At 41.5% G+C, this 15,976-nt stretch carries 12 protein-coding genes; 6 read left to right on the forward strand and 6 right to left on the reverse strand.

Annotation, left to right across the window (positions count from 1 at the left end; all coding sequences use genetic code 11):
* Positions 1-15: 15 nt before the first annotated feature.
* Positions 16-834 (reverse strand): 3-methyl-2-oxobutanoate hydroxymethyltransferase, encoded by an 819-nt coding sequence (gene panB, locus GO009_RS11370; protein ID WP_163626322.1) that lies wholly within the window; start codon positions 832-834, stop codon positions 16-18.
* Positions 835-904: 70 nt separating this feature from the next.
* Here panB and GO009_RS11375 point away from each other — a divergent pair, with 70 nt between their 5' ends.
* On the forward strand, positions 905-1,384 hold the full coding sequence (locus GO009_RS11375; RefSeq protein WP_163626323.1) for a nuclear transport factor 2 family protein: 480 nt from the start codon (positions 905-907) through the stop codon (positions 1,382-1,384).
* Here the strand turns inward: GO009_RS11375 and GO009_RS11380 are convergent.
* Positions 1,381-2,805, reverse strand: coding sequence for an L-serine ammonia-lyase (locus tag GO009_RS11380; RefSeq protein WP_163626324.1), 1,425 nt, complete (start codon positions 2,803-2,805; stop codon positions 1,381-1,383). The genes GO009_RS11375 and GO009_RS11380 overlap by 4 nt on opposite strands.
* A gap of 231 nt (positions 2,806-3,036) precedes the next feature.
* Between GO009_RS11380 and dnaK the strand changes: the two genes are divergently transcribed.
* Positions 3,037-4,965 (forward strand): molecular chaperone DnaK, encoded by a 1,929-nt coding sequence (dnaK, locus tag GO009_RS11385; RefSeq protein WP_163626325.1) that lies wholly within the window; start codon positions 3,037-3,039, stop codon positions 4,963-4,965.
* A gap of 277 nt (positions 4,966-5,242) precedes the next feature.
* A complete protein-coding gene (locus tag GO009_RS11390) occupies positions 5,243-7,639 on the forward strand; it encodes a TonB-dependent receptor (protein ID WP_163626326.1) in 2,397 nt (798 codons plus the stop codon).
* Between the two features lie 202 nt (positions 7,640-7,841).
* Here the strand turns inward: GO009_RS11390 and GO009_RS11395 are convergent, their stop codons facing one another.
* Positions 7,842-8,486 (reverse strand): response regulator transcription factor, encoded by a 645-nt coding sequence (locus GO009_RS11395; protein WP_163626327.1) that lies wholly within the window; start codon positions 8,484-8,486, stop codon positions 7,842-7,844.
* Positions 8,487-9,164: 678 nt separating this feature from the next.
* Complete coding sequence (locus GO009_RS11400) at positions 9,165-10,013, reverse strand: PD40 domain-containing protein (RefSeq protein ID WP_163626328.1); 849 nt, start codon at positions 10,011-10,013, stop codon at positions 9,165-9,167.
* A 391-nt stretch (positions 10,014-10,404) separates the two neighbouring features.
* Between GO009_RS11400 and GO009_RS11405 the strand changes: the two genes are divergently transcribed.
* Together GO009_RS11405 and GO009_RS11410 are read left to right on the forward strand one after the other, a co-directional pair.
* Positions 10,405-11,898: a potassium/proton antiporter gene (locus GO009_RS11405; RefSeq protein ID WP_163626329.1), complete on the forward strand. Its 1,494-nt coding sequence runs from the start codon at positions 10,405-10,407 to the stop codon at positions 11,896-11,898.
* A gap of 239 nt (positions 11,899-12,137) precedes the next feature.
* Positions 12,138-13,634: a SulP family inorganic anion transporter gene (locus tag GO009_RS11410; protein WP_163626330.1), complete on the forward strand. Its 1,497-nt coding sequence runs from the start codon at positions 12,138-12,140 to the stop codon at positions 13,632-13,634.
* A 204-nt stretch (positions 13,635-13,838) separates the two neighbouring features.
* On the opposite strand, the gene GO009_RS11415 is transcribed toward GO009_RS11410, so the two are convergent.
* Positions 13,839-14,189 carry a tRNA-binding protein gene (locus GO009_RS11415; protein WP_163626331.1) on the reverse strand — a complete coding sequence of 117 codons (351 nt, stop codon included), beginning with the start codon at positions 14,187-14,189 and terminating at the stop codon, positions 13,839-13,841.
* 47 nt (positions 14,190-14,236) lie between these two features.
* The gene (locus GO009_RS11420; protein ID WP_163626332.1) at positions 14,237-14,632 is read right to left on the reverse strand and encodes a DoxX family protein; all 396 of its coding nucleotides are present in this window, start codon (positions 14,630-14,632) and stop codon (positions 14,237-14,239) included.
* 188 nt (positions 14,633-14,820) lie between these two features.
* Between GO009_RS11420 and GO009_RS11425 the strand changes: the two genes are divergently transcribed.
* Positions 14,821-15,966, forward strand: a complete 1,146-nt coding sequence (locus tag GO009_RS11425) for a TlpA disulfide reductase family protein (RefSeq protein WP_163626333.1) — start codon at positions 14,821-14,823, stop codon at positions 15,964-15,966.
* Positions 15,967-15,976 lie beyond the last annotated feature (10 nt).

Consider the following 15,976-nt stretch of genomic DNA (forward strand, 5'->3'; position numbering starts at 1 on the left):
ATTGATTATTGTTAATTAATACGATTCTTCGTCATTGGGGAAATCCTGACTTTTTACATCATCTACATATTGGGAAACGGCATTGCTCATTTCATCGTACAGATTCAAATATCTTCTCAAGAACCTGGGGTGGAACTCATGGGTCATTCCTAACATATCGTGCACAACCAGCACCTGTCCGTCCACATGGTTTCCAGCACCGATTCCAATAATGGGAATGGAAACGCTTTCTGCTACCTCTTTGGCCAATTTTGCTGGAATTTTTTCCAAAACAATAGCAAAACAGCCCAATTCTTCCAACAATTTGGCATCAGACTTTAGTTTTTCTGCCTCTTCTTCTTCCTTTGCACGAACCGTATAGGTGCCAAATTTATAGATGGATTGCGGGGTAAGCCCCAAGTGGCCCATCACAGGAATTCCCGCCTCCAAAATTCGGCTGATGGATATTTTAATTTCCTCCCCTCCTTCAACTTTTACGGCATGTGCACCACTTTCTTTCATAATTCGGATGGCGGAGCGCAAAGCTTCCTTGGAGTCTCCTTGGTAGCTCCCAAAAGGAATGTCCACCACAACCAAGGCCCGTTTGGCGGCCCTAACTACAGAAGTAGCGTGATAGATCATTTGATCTAGGGTGATGGGCAAAGTGGTTTCGTGCCCAGCCATTACATTACTGGCGGAATCACCTACCAAAATGGCATCTACATTGGCGCCATCCACGATTTTGGCCATCGAATAATCGTAGGAGGTAAGCATGCTTATTTTTTCACCACGCTTTTTCATATCCACCAAGGATTTTACCGTTACCCTTTTATATTCTTTTTTAGCTGTAGACATCGTAATTTTATTTGATGGCTAAAAGTAAGCAGATTTGTTTAATTTAGGCTTCAATCAAAAAACTAATACCATGAGAAAACTGTTAAGTTGCGTAGTATTTTTTGCTTTGGGTGTGTTTGGATATGCTCAAGGCCCAAATCCTTCAAATGAAGAAGCCAAAGAACAGGTTAAACAGGTGGTCGAAACCTTTTTTGAAGGTTTCCACAAGCAAGATTCAACCATCATAAAAAGTACCGTGGCCAACGAAATCGTGCTTCAAACCACGGGAAGAAATCCCGAAGGCAAGACACTTTTTAAGACGGAAGAGTTTTCAAAATTTTTAAAATCCATTGTAGGTATTCCAGAAACGACAAAGTTTGAGGAAAAACTTACTTCTTTCTCCATTCAGGTGGACAGAACTATGGCCAATGCCTGGGTAGGATACGAATTTTGGCTCAACGGGGAGTTCAGTCACTGTGGCATCAATTCCTTCCAACTCATCAATTTTGATGGAGAATGGAAAATCATCTACCTGATAGATACCAGGGGCAAGGAAGGTTGTATGGATTAACAATCACTCAAAAATACGCCTACGGCAAGTCCTCCTTCAGAGGTTTCTTTGTATTTGGAGCTCATGTCCTTTGCGGTTTCCCACATGGTGTTTACCACTTTGTCCAACGGTACCTTTACTTCACTTGGGTCGGTATCCAATGCCAGTTCTGCCGCGTTTATGGCTTTAATGGCCCCCATGGCGTTACGTTCTATGCAGGGTACTTGAACCAAACCACCGATAGGGTCACAAGTCAAACCTAAGTGATGCTCCATGGCAATTTCGGCAGCAATCAATACTTGTTCGGGAGAACCACCCATAAGTTCGGTGAGCCCCGCAGCGGCCATGGCCGATGACACACCGATTTCCGCTTGGCAGCCACCCATGGCCGCGGAAATGGTAGCTCCTTTTTTAAAGATGCTTCCCACTTCGCTGGCAACCAACAAAAATTGTTTTACATCATCAAAATTGGCATCGTGGTTTTCAATGACCATATAATACATTAAAACTGCGGGGATAACCCCTGCGCTACCGTTGGTTGGAGCAGTAACCACTCGACCCAAGGAAGCATTCACTTCATTAACGCTGAGTGCAAAACAGCTTACCCATTTAATGATTTGTCGGAATTTAACTTCAGTATCCCGGATGCTCTCCAACCATTCCTGCGGATTGGAGTAGGGGACGTCCCCTTTCAGTTTTTGATGCATCTCATAGGCGCGTCGCTTTACGTTTAAACCACCCGGTAGCTTTCCTTCGGTGTGGCAGCCAACGTACAGGCATTCCAGCATGGTCTTCCAAATGCGGGCAATACCTTTATCTATTTCTGATTCGGTGCGCAGAGAAAGTTCGTTTTCCATCACAATTTGAGAGATGGACTTGTTTTGAGCATTACAGTGTTGAAGCAGTTCCTCTCCGGTTTTTACGGGATGTGGAAAGGTTTTAAAGGTCTCTTTGTTTTCTTTGGCATGAACGAGTTCTTCTTTAACCACAAATCCACCACCAATGGAGTAGTAGGTTTCGGAGATTGTTTCTCCGTTGGTCAGTTCGGCTTCAAACCGCATACCGTTGGCATGAAAAGGAAGGAACTCTTTCTTGAACACAATGTCATTCATAAAACTGAACGGAATCTCTCGCTTTCCACCAAAATTGAGTTTGTTTTCGACCTTGACGCCGTCTATTCTTCCTGAAATACTGTCAATGTCAACAGTTTCAGGGTCAGTGCCCAACAATCCCATTACCACTGCAATATCGGTGGCGTGTCCTTTTCCCGTGAGGCAAAGCGACCCGTACAGATACGCCTTAATGGATTGGACATCATCAAAAACCGCTTGTTCCTCAAGCTCGGCTATCCAACGTTCGGCGGCACGCCAAGGGCCCAAGGTGTGGGAGCTGGAAGGCCCAACACCGATCTTAAGCATATCAAACAAACTTATGCACTCCATAAACTCAATTTACAGTCTCAAATATAGGAAGCTAAACGGGATAAAATGCGAATATTTATATATCCAAATAGTTTTTTCAAAATTGATTAGAATACCTGCAATTTTTACTGAGATTTTGAAAGGTTTTGATGATTGTATGACAGCTTGTCATATTCTTGGTCGTGGCATAATCATTGACATTTTAAGAGCGAAACGAAAACGAATTTTTAAACAGATATAACTTTAGATACGATGAGCAAGATTATAGGTATAGACTTAGGTACGACCAACTCCTGCGTCTCTGTAATGGAAGGTAACGAACCTGTGGTAATTCCAAATGCCGAGGGTAAACGTACCACTCCATCGATGATTGCATTTGTTGAAGGTGGGGAGATCAAGGTCGGCGATCCCGCAAAAAGACAAGCCGTGACCAACCCTCACAAAACAATTTATTCCATTAAGCGATTTATGGGTAACAAGTACTCAGAATCCAGCAAGGAAGCCAAAAGGGTTCCTTACAAAGTGGTAAAGGGAGACAACGATACTCCTAGAGTGGATGTTGACGGACGTATGTACACACCACAGGAATTGTCTGCCATGATTCTTCAGAAAATGAAGAAGACTGCTGAGGATTATTTGGGACAAGATGTAACCAGAGCGGTAATTACAGTTCCAGCATATTTTAACGATTCACAAAGACAGGCCACCAAAGAAGCTGGCGAAATTGCAGGTCTTACCGTGGAACGAATCATTAACGAGCCAACTGCTGCATCTTTGGCATATGGTCTCGATAAAAAGGACACAGACCAGAAAATAGTGGTATTTGACTTTGGTGGTGGTACACATGACGTTTCCATTCTTGAATTGGGTGACGGAGTGTTTGAAGTATTGGCCACGGATGGTGATACCCACTTGGGTGGTGATGATGTTGACCAAAAAATTATTGATTGGTTGGCCGAAGAGTTCAAGAAGGATGAAGATATGGACCTTCGTGAAGACCCAATGGCGTTGCAACGTTTGAGGGAAGCTGCTGAAAAGGCAAAAATCGAGTTGTCTTCTTCTGCACAGACAGAAATCAACTTGCCTTACGTTACAGCTACTGCTTCAGGACCAAAGCACTTGGTAAGAACATTGTCCCGTTCCAAATTTGAGCAATTGATCGCCGATTTGGTAAAAAGAACAATCGAGCCCTGTGAGAAAGCATTGAAGTCCGCAGGACTTTCCAAAAGCGATATCGATGAAATTATCTTGGTAGGTGGTTCTACCCGTATCCCTGCGGTACAGGAAGCCGTTGAGAAATTCTTCGGCAAAAAACCATCCAAAGGGGTTAACCCAGATGAGGTTGTGGCCATTGGTGCCGCTATCCAAGGTGGTGTATTGACAGGAGACGTAAAAGATGTACTTCTGTTGGATGTTACCCCACTTTCTTTGGGTATCGAAACCATGGGAAGCGTGTTCACTAAATTGATTGAGGCAAACACAACCATCCCAACCAAGAAATCACAGGTATTCTCCACAGCAGCGGACAATCAACCTTCGGTTGAAATCCACGTATTGCAAGGGGAGCGTCCAATGGCGGCAGATAACAAGACCATTGGTAGGTTCCACTTGGATGGAATTCCACCAGCGCCAAGAGGTACACCCCAAATTGAAGTAACCTTCGATATTGATGCCAACGGTATCATCAAGGTTTCTGCGACTGATAAAGCCACTGGCAAATCGCAAGACATCCGAATCGAGGCATCTTCTGGATTGACGGAAGAAGAAATCGAAAAGATGAAAGCGGAAGCTGAGGCCAATGCCGAGGCGGATAAGAAAGCCAAGGAAACTGCTGATAAGTTGAACGAGGCCGACGCCATGATCTTCCAAACTGAAAAGCAATTGAGCGAGTTCGGCGATAAATTGTCCGACGACAAGAAAAAGCCGATCGAAGATGCTTTGGAAGAATTGAAAAAGGCTTTTGAAGGCAAGGACCTAGCGGTTATAGAGCCAGCTTTGGAAAAAATCAACGAAGCATGGAAAGTAGCTTCCGAAGAAATGTACAAAGCCCAAGCCGAAGCACAGGGTGGCGCTGCAGGAGCAGGAGCTGCTGGGGGAGACGCAACCGGTGGCGATAGCGCTGGAAAGGGAGCCTCTGAAGGAGACAACGTGGAAGACGTAGACTTCGAAGAAGTCAAGTAGCCTGTCCTGAGTGCCCGCCTGCCGGACGGGCAGGAAGTCGAAGGATAGACTTCGAGGAAGTGAAATAAGCTCACTTAATTTATATAAATAGAAAAACCCTGATCATATGGTCAGGGTTTTTTGTTTGGTAGCTAAGTTGATACAACTTAATCATCAAAAATTAAGCTGACAGTGAACACCTACATTATTTTTTGTATTTTTAGAATACCCTTGGATTAATTTATTACTCCAATTCGTGAAAAGTTCTCCCATATGGTAAACCCACATCATCGATATTATGAAAAATTATGGTAGAGCATACTTTTTGTTAGGTATTGTATTCTTTTCTTTCTTCACAGTTTTCGCCCAAAACTCAATTTATAATCTTAATAGTGAGCGCTGGAAGGAGTTTTCGTTCAACTTTCAACAAAATTTTCAAGATTCTTTGGCTTTATGGCCTGAACGGGTGTTGCTTCAAATTGCCAATAAAAATGTCAACGGTGATAACCCTATTTTTTTCAAAGTATACCTTTTCTCGGGGAGTCAACCTTTAATGTATAGTAAGAGCGGAGTTTTACACTTGGAGTTATTGGATGATGATGGAGTTTTGCTGAAAAGACAATTCCACAAGATAGTTGACGGTGCGGTTGAAGGACAGCTTGAACTTCCGCGGAAGGTTGCGCCCGGAAATTATTCGGTTAAGGCGTACACCCGCTGGTCCCAAAATTATGGTGCTGATTTTGTCGCACGGGAGCAGATTCAAATAGGGGATATAGAGACTTTTGAAAATAAGGAAAATACAACTTCTCGAATTTCAATTATACCCGAGGGAGGAACGCTTTTGAGCGGTCACAAAAATAGGGTTATTGTGCAGACTCCAAAAAATCAAAATGGAGATGGAAGAATAGTAAATAAAGACAAACAAGAAGTAGCTGAGGTTTCTTTTTATTCATCAGGTTTGGGAACAGCCGTTTTTGAACCAAGGAAAGGGGAGGAGTATTATTTGGAATTAGCAGATGGAACCCTTTCTCCGGTTCCAAAAGCTAAAAAGGAGGGGTATCTTTTGCATGCGAACAATTTGGATAAGGATAACGCAAGAGTCCGTGTTACCATATCCAACAAAGAACAAGATGTAGTGTTGATAGGGGAGTCGGGAGGTATAAAATACTTTGAAAAGAAGTTGAGTTTTGGAAAAGAAAATATGTTGGATATGGTTCTTTCCAAAAGGAATTTTCCTCAAGGCACTTTTAACTTAAAGTTGGTGGACCATCTTGGCACTGAATTGGCAAAAAGGCCCATTTGGATAGCACACAAAAAGCTTCAAATTGATATTGAACCGATTGATTCGGATGACGAAACGGATTTGAGATCGTATAAAATCAAGGTAACCGATGGCAACAATAGACCTGTGAAGTCGCAACTGGCCTTGAGCGTGAATCAATATGGTTTGGAAGTTAAAAAGAATTTTGATTCAGATATTTTTGAGCAAAATGATTTGTTTGCGTTTTCCAATATCTCCGAAGAGAGCGAAATTTCATCCTACAGAAAAGAATCGTTCCTAAAGGATTTATATGTCTTGTCGTCCAAAACCGAATCCGATGTATCATTTTTAGATAAAAATAATATCTCTGATGTCAAATTTCCGTTTCAAAAAGGATTGGAAATAATTGGCCATACCTACGATTTGAACAACAATCTTTTGAGCAATACAAAAATTCAATTGGTTGCAACAAGTGAGAAAGGTGTTTGGGTCGGGGAGGCCCAGACAGATGCCCAAGGAGTAATTAAACTGAAGGATATTCAGATAGAGGGCAAAGCAACATTGGTTGCCAGGACAAAGGGCGAGGATGTTAAATCCAGATTGGTCAAGATTGTTCCGTTTAATATGGTGGAAAAGAAGAAAAATGTATTGGTTCCCTACGTGATGAATCCGCAAGAGCAAAAAGCCAATGACCCAACCATTGCTCAGAAACCTTTTAATAGTGATGCATCGGGAAAAACCATTGAACTGGAAGAGGTCGAAGTGGTTGAAAAAGATATGGAACGAAAGAAACTAACCCCATCACTTTATGGGATTGAAGTGCCACCAAATCGGGTAAACTTCCAAGATTTTGATAAGCCTAAAAGTTTGCCCCAGTTGTTGGCGGAGTTGCCAGGTGTTATGGTAAGTGGTGTTGGAACTTTAAATCCGTCTGCAGCTATATTGGGTGCTTCTGGACCGATTTTATGGGTTTTGGATGGTTTTCCTTTAAATCAAACAGGGGGTACACATTTGGGTACTGCATCATCAAGCCCTTTGAGCGAAATTATGGCAATGGCCACAGATAGAGATATAGAGCGCATAGAATTGTTAAAGGGGCCAGAGGCTTCCATATTTGGCAGTAGGGGGTCTGGCGGCGTATTTATCATATATACCCGAACGGGGAACGAACTGGAGTATATTCCCCGAAAGGATGCCCAATTGACTTTTGAAGGTTACAGTGCTGCCATGGATTTCAATGCGTACAAAGAAAGACTATCAAAAAGAAAAGAAGACAAGATGGACTTACTATACTGGAATCCAAATTTACAAACAGATGAAGATGGTGCGGCTATCATTACAATACCGATACCTCGAGATGTTCCTTCAATTAGGATTGAGGCCAGTGCGATTTCTGTGGATGGAAAAATAGGAGCGTCTGGTAAAGTATTTTGAATATCATTCGAGCGAGAAATAAATAAGGCTGTCTAAAAAATCAATTGTCGTCAACCTGAACACGTTTCAGGTTCCCATAATTATTTGTACACCAAAACGATGAGATTCTGAAATACCTTGCCTGCCGGCAGGCAGGAATTCAGAATGACGAGTCTCTTATATTTTTTAGACAGCCTTTTTTTGTGGCGAGTCTCTAACAAATCTACGCTGCGTTCAACTGTTGCATCTCCATTTCTTTGATTTTCCGCAAAGCTTCCGATTTTGAGTTTACATTAAGCTTTACATAAATGTTCTGAATGTGAAAATTGACCGCACTGGGGGTCACAAAAAGTTTGTCCGCAATCATTTTATAGGTAAACCCTTGGGTAAGGAGCTCAATGATTTCGTTTTCCTTTTTTGAGAACACATCAAACGACTTGGTCTGGAACGAATCAATGATTTTCTTTGCTACGTCCAGCTCCAAAGCAATACCGTGTTGGCCTAAGGTGTCCAAAGCATTGAATAATCGCTCTTTGGTCACAGGTTTTATAAGGTAGCCGCTGGCCCCTTTTTTAAACGACTCTTTAATGAGTTTGAAATCGTTTTTTCGGCTCATCATCAACACCTTGAGGTCTTTGTTTTTGCGATAAAAATATTCTAGGCCATCTATGCCCGAAATTCCATTGAGCATGGCCTCGCAGATGATAATATCCGGATGGGAACGTCCAAAATTGGACAACAAGCCTTGAACCGAACTGAAAGTACCGAGAAGTTCGTAAACTTCGTTTTCCTCAAAATACTGCTTGTAAATGCCGCCGATAGCATCATCATTGTCGATAATGGCAATTTTTAATGGTTTTTTTTCCATGATAAGAAAGATTAGGGGGATTAATACTTTTACATAATGTATAGTAGGTTAAGTTTTAGGACATAATGTCCTGTTCCACATTATTGAAGTTGGGATAAACAAATGGAAAACCATTGCTTTGCGCCTTGGAGCAAAAACAATCATAGTTCCATTTAAGTTTACTTCAAAAACGGGTGTAATCCCTAAAGGGATTAAGTGCTATAATTTGTGTTTAGTTGAGGTGTTGCCTCATTAAAAAAGTAAGGTAAAAAGAGGTTTTGGGACGCCTTTTTTTCGAGTGTTGTAATTCTTGTTCATGACATAATAGATTTGGGATTGTATTATTTCAATAGTGAATTTAGAATTTTTTAACAATTGAGAGTAATTTTTGTAGTTATTTTCGTTCAAATGCACTTTTGATATAAACCATTTTATCTGGAATGGTGGAACGTAGAAGATTGATGTTTTTATGTAAATAATTGTATTTCAATTTTTTACATAAAAAAATAGGATGCCGTCCCATCAGCATCCTATTCTTGGTGTAAATCGGTCAGATTGAAATAATACAACCCGCTTTCTATGATAGTCTGTCAGTTTCCCCCTGTCTTTCTTATCATGGTCATGAGTGTTTCTAAGTTCGGCTATGAAACAACATCATAAGACACTTTTCAGGTTTATTGACCGATTCCAATAAGTAGTTTACTCTTCGTCTTGGAATGAGGTACCTACATATTCATAGGCCTCATTATTCATAACAGTCTCTAGTTCCTCATCGTTCTTGACAACATCATTGTATTGATTCTGCTTCTTTGAACGCCCATAAGCAACAGTATATTGTGATATGGTGTTGTTGAATCCTCTGTTGGATACCACGAAGCCCATTTTTTTCTCTGGACTCAATTGAATGGCATACTCATCGCTATTGCTGTTGATGTGTGCACCAAGGTTAACAGATGTGGTAAGCGTGTTCTGGACCACTTGAGAAGCATAAAGGTCCAATCCGCCATATCCATCTCTTCCTTCGGAGGCAAAGAACAATAGGGTTTCGTTGTATATGCTAGGGTAAAGCTCGTCTTCTTTGGTGTTTACCTTTGGTCCAAGATTTTTAGATACACCAAGGCTCCCATCTGCAGCAATATCGGCCACATAAATGTCGTATTTTCCAAAAGTTCCTTTCATATTGGACGCAAAGAACAAACGAGATCCATCGGCAGTAACTGTTGGGTGTTTGGCCGAATAGTATTTTGGACATACATCCAATTGGGTAACATTGGTCCATTCACCATTTACTTTTTCGGCACGGTATACATGATACACCAATTCCTTTTTGGAAAACAGACCATAAAGGGGCTTTTCGTAGGTACCCTTACTAAAGTAAGCTGTTTTTCCATCTTTTGTAATGGACATGTTTGGTACATACCCATCAATCGTGGAAACACTACCGTTCATAGTGTCGTTGATTATTTTTTCATTAGCCTGTGCAAAAGTAGGTTGACTGGCTAGTATTGTTCCTGTAACAAGCAGACTGTAAATAATAAATCGTGTCATGATGTATAGATTTGGGGGTTAATACATTACAAAGATCAAAAACAATCGGAGCGAATACTTATCAATTTTTCATAGGTTTTTACTTTTAACGACTAAAAAGTGCATTTCAACGAATATTTTTTCGGCGTTTAACATGTGTTAACCATTGAAAATACATTTAAACGTTCTTTTGTGTGTTTTAACGGACTGATTTTAATTATAGGGAATTAAAGGTCAATGTTGTTAATATTAAGGTATTATATATGTATTTGGATGGTATTCACGACATTTTTTTGCATTTTAAATCATACAAATTGAATTAACTTCGCTTTTTTGATAAATACCTTCTATTATTTGGAAGCTATTTTCATAAACTTTTTAAATGCAACCTCAAACCTAGATAATCCCTCCATTGAATATTACCATTGAAAATATCATCTTAATCGGTTCTGTACTCCTACTAATCAGTATTTTGGCTGGTAAAACGAGCTATCGCTTTGGTATTCCTACCTTATTATTGTTTTTGATTATTGGGATGTTGGCCGGATCGGACGGTATAGGAGGTATTTATTTTGATAATCCAAGAATCGCACAGTTTATCGGCGTGGTCTCCTTGAACTTCATTCTTTTCTCCGGAGGGCTGGACACAAACTGGCAATCGGTAAAACCCGTACTTCGAGAAGGAATTGCACTTTCAACCGTAGGTGTATTGCTCACGGCGGTAGGTCTGGGGTACTTTGTTTATTTGATTACCGACTTTGGCCTTTATGAAAGTTTGTTGTTGGGTGCCATTGTATCATCTACCGATGCTGCTGCGGTTTTTTCCATTTTAAGAGGTAAGAATCTGGCACTAAAGAAGAACCTGCGACCTACGTTGGAGTTGGAGAGCGGAAGCAACGACCCTATGGCTTATGTGCTCACTATTGCTTTTTTGACGCTTGTGCAGTTCCCCGAAAAAAACGTTTTGTCCGTTTTGCCCATGTTTTTTATGCAAATGGCCATTGGCGGGGGTGCTGGTTTTCTTTTCGGAAAGCTGAGTAAGATCATAATCAATAGAATCAAGCTGGATTTTGAGGGACTTTACCCCGTGCTTACCATAGCCCTAATGTTCATTACCTTTTCCGCAACGGATTTTATAGGAGGCAATGGTTTCTTGGCCATTTATATATGTTCGGTTTACTTGGGCAATCAAAATTTGATTCACAAGAAAACCATTATGCGAATGTTTGATGGTTTGGCTTGGTTAATGCAAATTGTACTTTTCCTAACATTGGGATTGTTGGTGTTTCCCACTCAAATTGTACCGTACATGGGAATAGGTTTGTTGATTTCACTCTTCCTGATTTTTGTCGCCCGTCCGTTGGCGATTTTTATTTCCCTGTCTCCTTTTAAGATGAAGTTAAGGCGAAGATTCTATATTTCCTGGGTAGGTTTGCGTGGAGCAGTCCCGATTGTATTTGCCACCTATCCGCTTTTGGCGGGCATTGAAAAGGCCAACATTATATTCAATATTGTTTTTTTTGTCTCTTTGACCTCGGTACTGATTCAAGGGAGTACGTTGTCCATTGTCGCAAAATGGTTGCATGTTGGACTTCCGGAAAGTGCCAAGCCCCTTTCACCAACAGACGAGCTATTGTCCGAACATCCCAAAGCAATTATGAAGGAAATTACGATTGGGGAATCGTGCCCGGTCACTGGGGAGAAAATCGTAAACCTGAACTTTCCCAAAAAAGCGATCATTGCTATGATAGTACGTGATGGCAATTACATTACCCCAAATGGGTTAACAGAGATAAAGGCAAATGATAAATTGGTGGTGCTTACGGACAAACCTGAGATCTTGGAGAAAGTGCATGCTTCACTCTCATTGTCCAATTCTGAAGCATTGGATGACATCGAGGATTGATTTTTCTTTACACAGCATAGCATTTGTAGTTTTTATTTTGACAATCTATTAATTGTATTAAATTTGCAGCTTCAAAAAATGAGCAAGACCTCCGTTACATATCATTTTGTATTGCCAGTGGCGACTCCGCCCTGAAGCCTTCCCCTTATTGGACATTGTCGTCCAAAGCATTTTCAGTATAATATTTTTTACCTCATACGGTTTTGACCATTTGGCCTTGACCATCATCCACAATCATTATGAAACAATATTTAAAACTATTTGATTTTTCACAGAAAGTAAACTATAAGACCGAGGTGCTTTCAGGGCTTACCGTTGCCATAGCATTGGTTCCCGAAGCTGTAGCCTTCGCCTTTATTGCTGGCCTGTCCCCATTGGTTGGGCTGTACGCCGCTTTTGTTATGGGATTGGTGACCTCTATTTTTGGTGGTAGGCCCGGGATGATCTCTGGGGCAACAGGAGCCGTTGCAGTGGTTATCGTTACACTGGCGAACAGTCATGGTGTGGAATACATTTTTGCCACTGTGGTATTGGCGGGTATTATACAAGCTCTTGCAGGAACTTTAAGGCTGGGAACGTTAATGCGATTGGTGCCATTACCTGTGGTATATGGTTTCGTAAATGGTCTGGCCATCATCATCTTTATGTCCCAATTGGACCAGTTCAAAGACCCCTCGGGTAATTGGCTCACTGGCAATGCACTGTACATTATTTTGGGGCTTGTGGTGTTGACCATGTTGATTATCTGGGGGCTACCCAAGATCACAAAGGCATTCCCCGCATCCTTGGCCGCTATTTTGGTGGTTTTTGGTATTGTGGTCGCTTTTGGGATAGATACCAAGACCGTTGGGGACATTGCATCTATAAAAGGTGGATTCCCTCCGTTCCACATCCCTGAAATTCCCTTCACATTGGAAACCTTGATGCTTATTTTCCCCTATGCGGCCATTGTGGCCGGTGTTGGTTTGATAGAAAGTTTGCTGACCTTGGAACTTATCGACGAGATTACCGAGACAAGGGGGCGCACAAACAAAGAGGCTGTTGCACAAGGGGTGGCAAATATCGCCTCTGGACTGTTCTCAGGAATGGGCGGATGTGCCATGTTGGGACAAAGTTTGATCAACATATCCAACGGTGCGCGTGCTCGACTATCAGGAATTGTTGCCTCAGTGGCCCTGCTTATCTTTATTATGTTTGGTGCACCTTTGATCGAAAAATTGCCCATGGCTGCCTTGACCGGGCTAATGATTATGGTGGCCATCGGAACTTTTGAGTGGGTAAGCTTTAAAGTGCTCGATAAATACCCCAAATCGGATATCATCGTTATGGTCATCGTGATACTTGTAACGGTATTTTTGCACAACTTGGCACTTGCCGTTTTGATAGGTGTTATAATATCAGCCTTGGTCTATGCCTGGGGCAACGCCAAACGCATCCGAGCCAGAAAACGAATCGACGAAAAGGGCATCAAGCACTACGAAATTTATGGTCCCCTGTTCTTTGGTTCCATAAAAATGTTCAACGAAAAGTTCGATGTGCTCAACGACCCAAAGGAAGTCATTATTGACTTTAGGGAAAGCCGTATTGTGGATATGTCCGCAATCGAGGCGGTGAACAAGCTGACCGAACGGTACCACAAGGTGGACAAAAAGGTATATATTACCAATCTATCAAGTGCCAGCCACAAGCTGTTGATAAAGGCAGACAAGATGATCAATGTCAATGTCTTGGAATAAGACGTGGGTGGCTGTCTCAAACAATAACAGTGTGAACGATGCAGCTCTTCGGGAGACCGAACAGCACTAAAGAAAACTGAAATTGGTGCTGAAGGTCAACTAACCGAATTTTGGCATTTGCCGTATATGCAAGCGGCCCATGCCCGAAGGCCGCCATATGATTTGCCCAGAGGATGTACTCTGCGTAAAGTGAGCTGAATAAACTTACCCGATTTTTGTTCCATTTTTCGCTTTCCTTTCCGGTTGGATTAGCGTTACCTCCCCATTTTCGCCAACACCTCCCAAAACAAGGCACTCACTCATTATATTGGCTATTTGTTTAGGGGGAAAGTTGACCACGGCCACTACTTGTTTTCCTAAAAGTTCGTCAGGGGTGTATAGCTTTGTGACCTGCGCAGAGGTTTTTCTTTTACCGATGTCGCCAAAATCAACGAGCATTTTGTAGGCAGGGTTTCTCGCCTCCTTAAAAATTTCAGCTTCAATAATGGTTCCTATTCGCATCTCTACTTTTGCAAAGTCACTCCAAGATAATTCGTTGGGTATTTTCTTGTCCACTTTCAAATAATTTTATCCCAAAGGTAAAAAGGACAGGCTCAAGGGTATTATAAATCAGAATAATTTTTATTGAGAGGAATATGGGAGCGGTGCAGCCAAACCAAAACCACACAGCAAACAAAAGTAATCCAAGCAAGAAGGAACAATGTGCCTCCATCGTTTTGGACAACCACCCCTAATTTGGTAAAATGCGAAAAAATGGCACCGCCCATAATACCAATACCCAACAACGCGCCCAGCCATGTGGTTTTAGGAACAAGAATAAGAATGGCCACTACAAGTTCCAATATGCCCAAGCCTATTCGTCCCCAAGGCTCTAGTCCCAATGTTTCAAAAATATAAACGGATTCCGGGGCTGCGGAAAACTTAAAGTACAGGGTTTGTAATAAGATTACAGCGGGAACCATCCTCAAAATTGTAGTTGCTATGGATTTAGGTGTCATAATGTTACTGATTAGTTTGTTTGATGAATTGGTCGTTATTTTGTCGCTTAAATAACCTTTATGCAAGAAGTGTGAGGAAACAAAAGCAATTTTTAAAGGCAGTAAATTAGAGGTCCATTCTTTTAAAAGTTAATTTTATCGACATGAAATATTTGTTCAGAGTCTCAATATTGCTTGTATTTTTTTTGATGTCCTGCTCGCAGGAAGCGTGGTTGACAGGCACTTTAAACATACCTGATGGAACTGATTGGAAGCCGATGGTATATTTGGTGCAACCTGAAAGATTTAATGAAATCGCCCAAAGCTTTACAGCTAAAGTCTTGGATTCGGCAAAAGTAAATGGCAATGGCCAATTTCAATTTGTGAATTCGCCGGGATTTCAAGAGTCAGTATTGCTTAAAGTCGTGGTCCAAAGAAAAAACGAAAAGTTTCCCAATAGGTTGATTAACCAAAACCCTGAAACAGATAATTATTTTCCATTGGTTTACGAACCCAATGCTAAAATTAAAATCGATGCAGATATCGCTAATTTTCAAAGTTCTTTTTCCTTGGAGCAGCCGTCTCAGGCAAATAAAGCCATGCTGCAATTAAGGGACCAGCGAATGGCCGCTTTCAAAAAGTATTTAAAAGGGAAAGCAAGCGAACAAAATTTTGATGACAATTTATTGGAGCGCGAAAAAAATCTCCGTTCTTATCAAGAAGAGTTAATCCATTTTTCGGATTCCACTGAAGAATTATTACCAGCTTTGATGGCCTTGCGGTGGGCAAGTCCCGAAGGGGATTATGAACGCATTGCTGAATCTGTTTATGCACAGGCCCAAAAATGGAATGCCATATTCCCTGAACATGATTGGGTAAGGGAACTTGTTTCCGTGACCGATAAGGGAGAGCTTCCCATTTTGACCGGAGATACCATTACTGATCTACAATTCCCTATGAAGAATGGGGAGGATGTTTCATTGCAAGAAGTAATCAATGGAAAGAAATTAATCTTGCTGGATGTATGGGCCTCTTGGTGTGCTCCCTGCAGAATTGAGAACAGGGAGGTTTTGGTTCCGCTATGGGAAAAACACCATGCTAATGGTTTTCAGATTATAGCATACGGATTGGAAAGCAGTGAAAAGGCATGGAGCAATGCCATTGAAAAGGATGGGGCGTACCGCTGGTTGCACGCTTCGCATTTGCAGGGGGACAAAAATCCTTTTATGGATGCTCTTCGCTTGAATACCATTCCTGCAAATTTTTTACTGGATGATGAAGGCAGGGTGCTGACCAAAAATCTACACGGAACAGATTTAGTTGATTTTGTGGATGATTATATGGTGCGCCAATAATACCACGTAA

The sequence above is a fragment of the Allomuricauda sp. TY007 genome, assembly GCF_010468565.1.
Taxonomy (GTDB): Bacteria; Bacteroidota; Bacteroidia; order Flavobacteriales; family Flavobacteriaceae; genus Flagellimonas.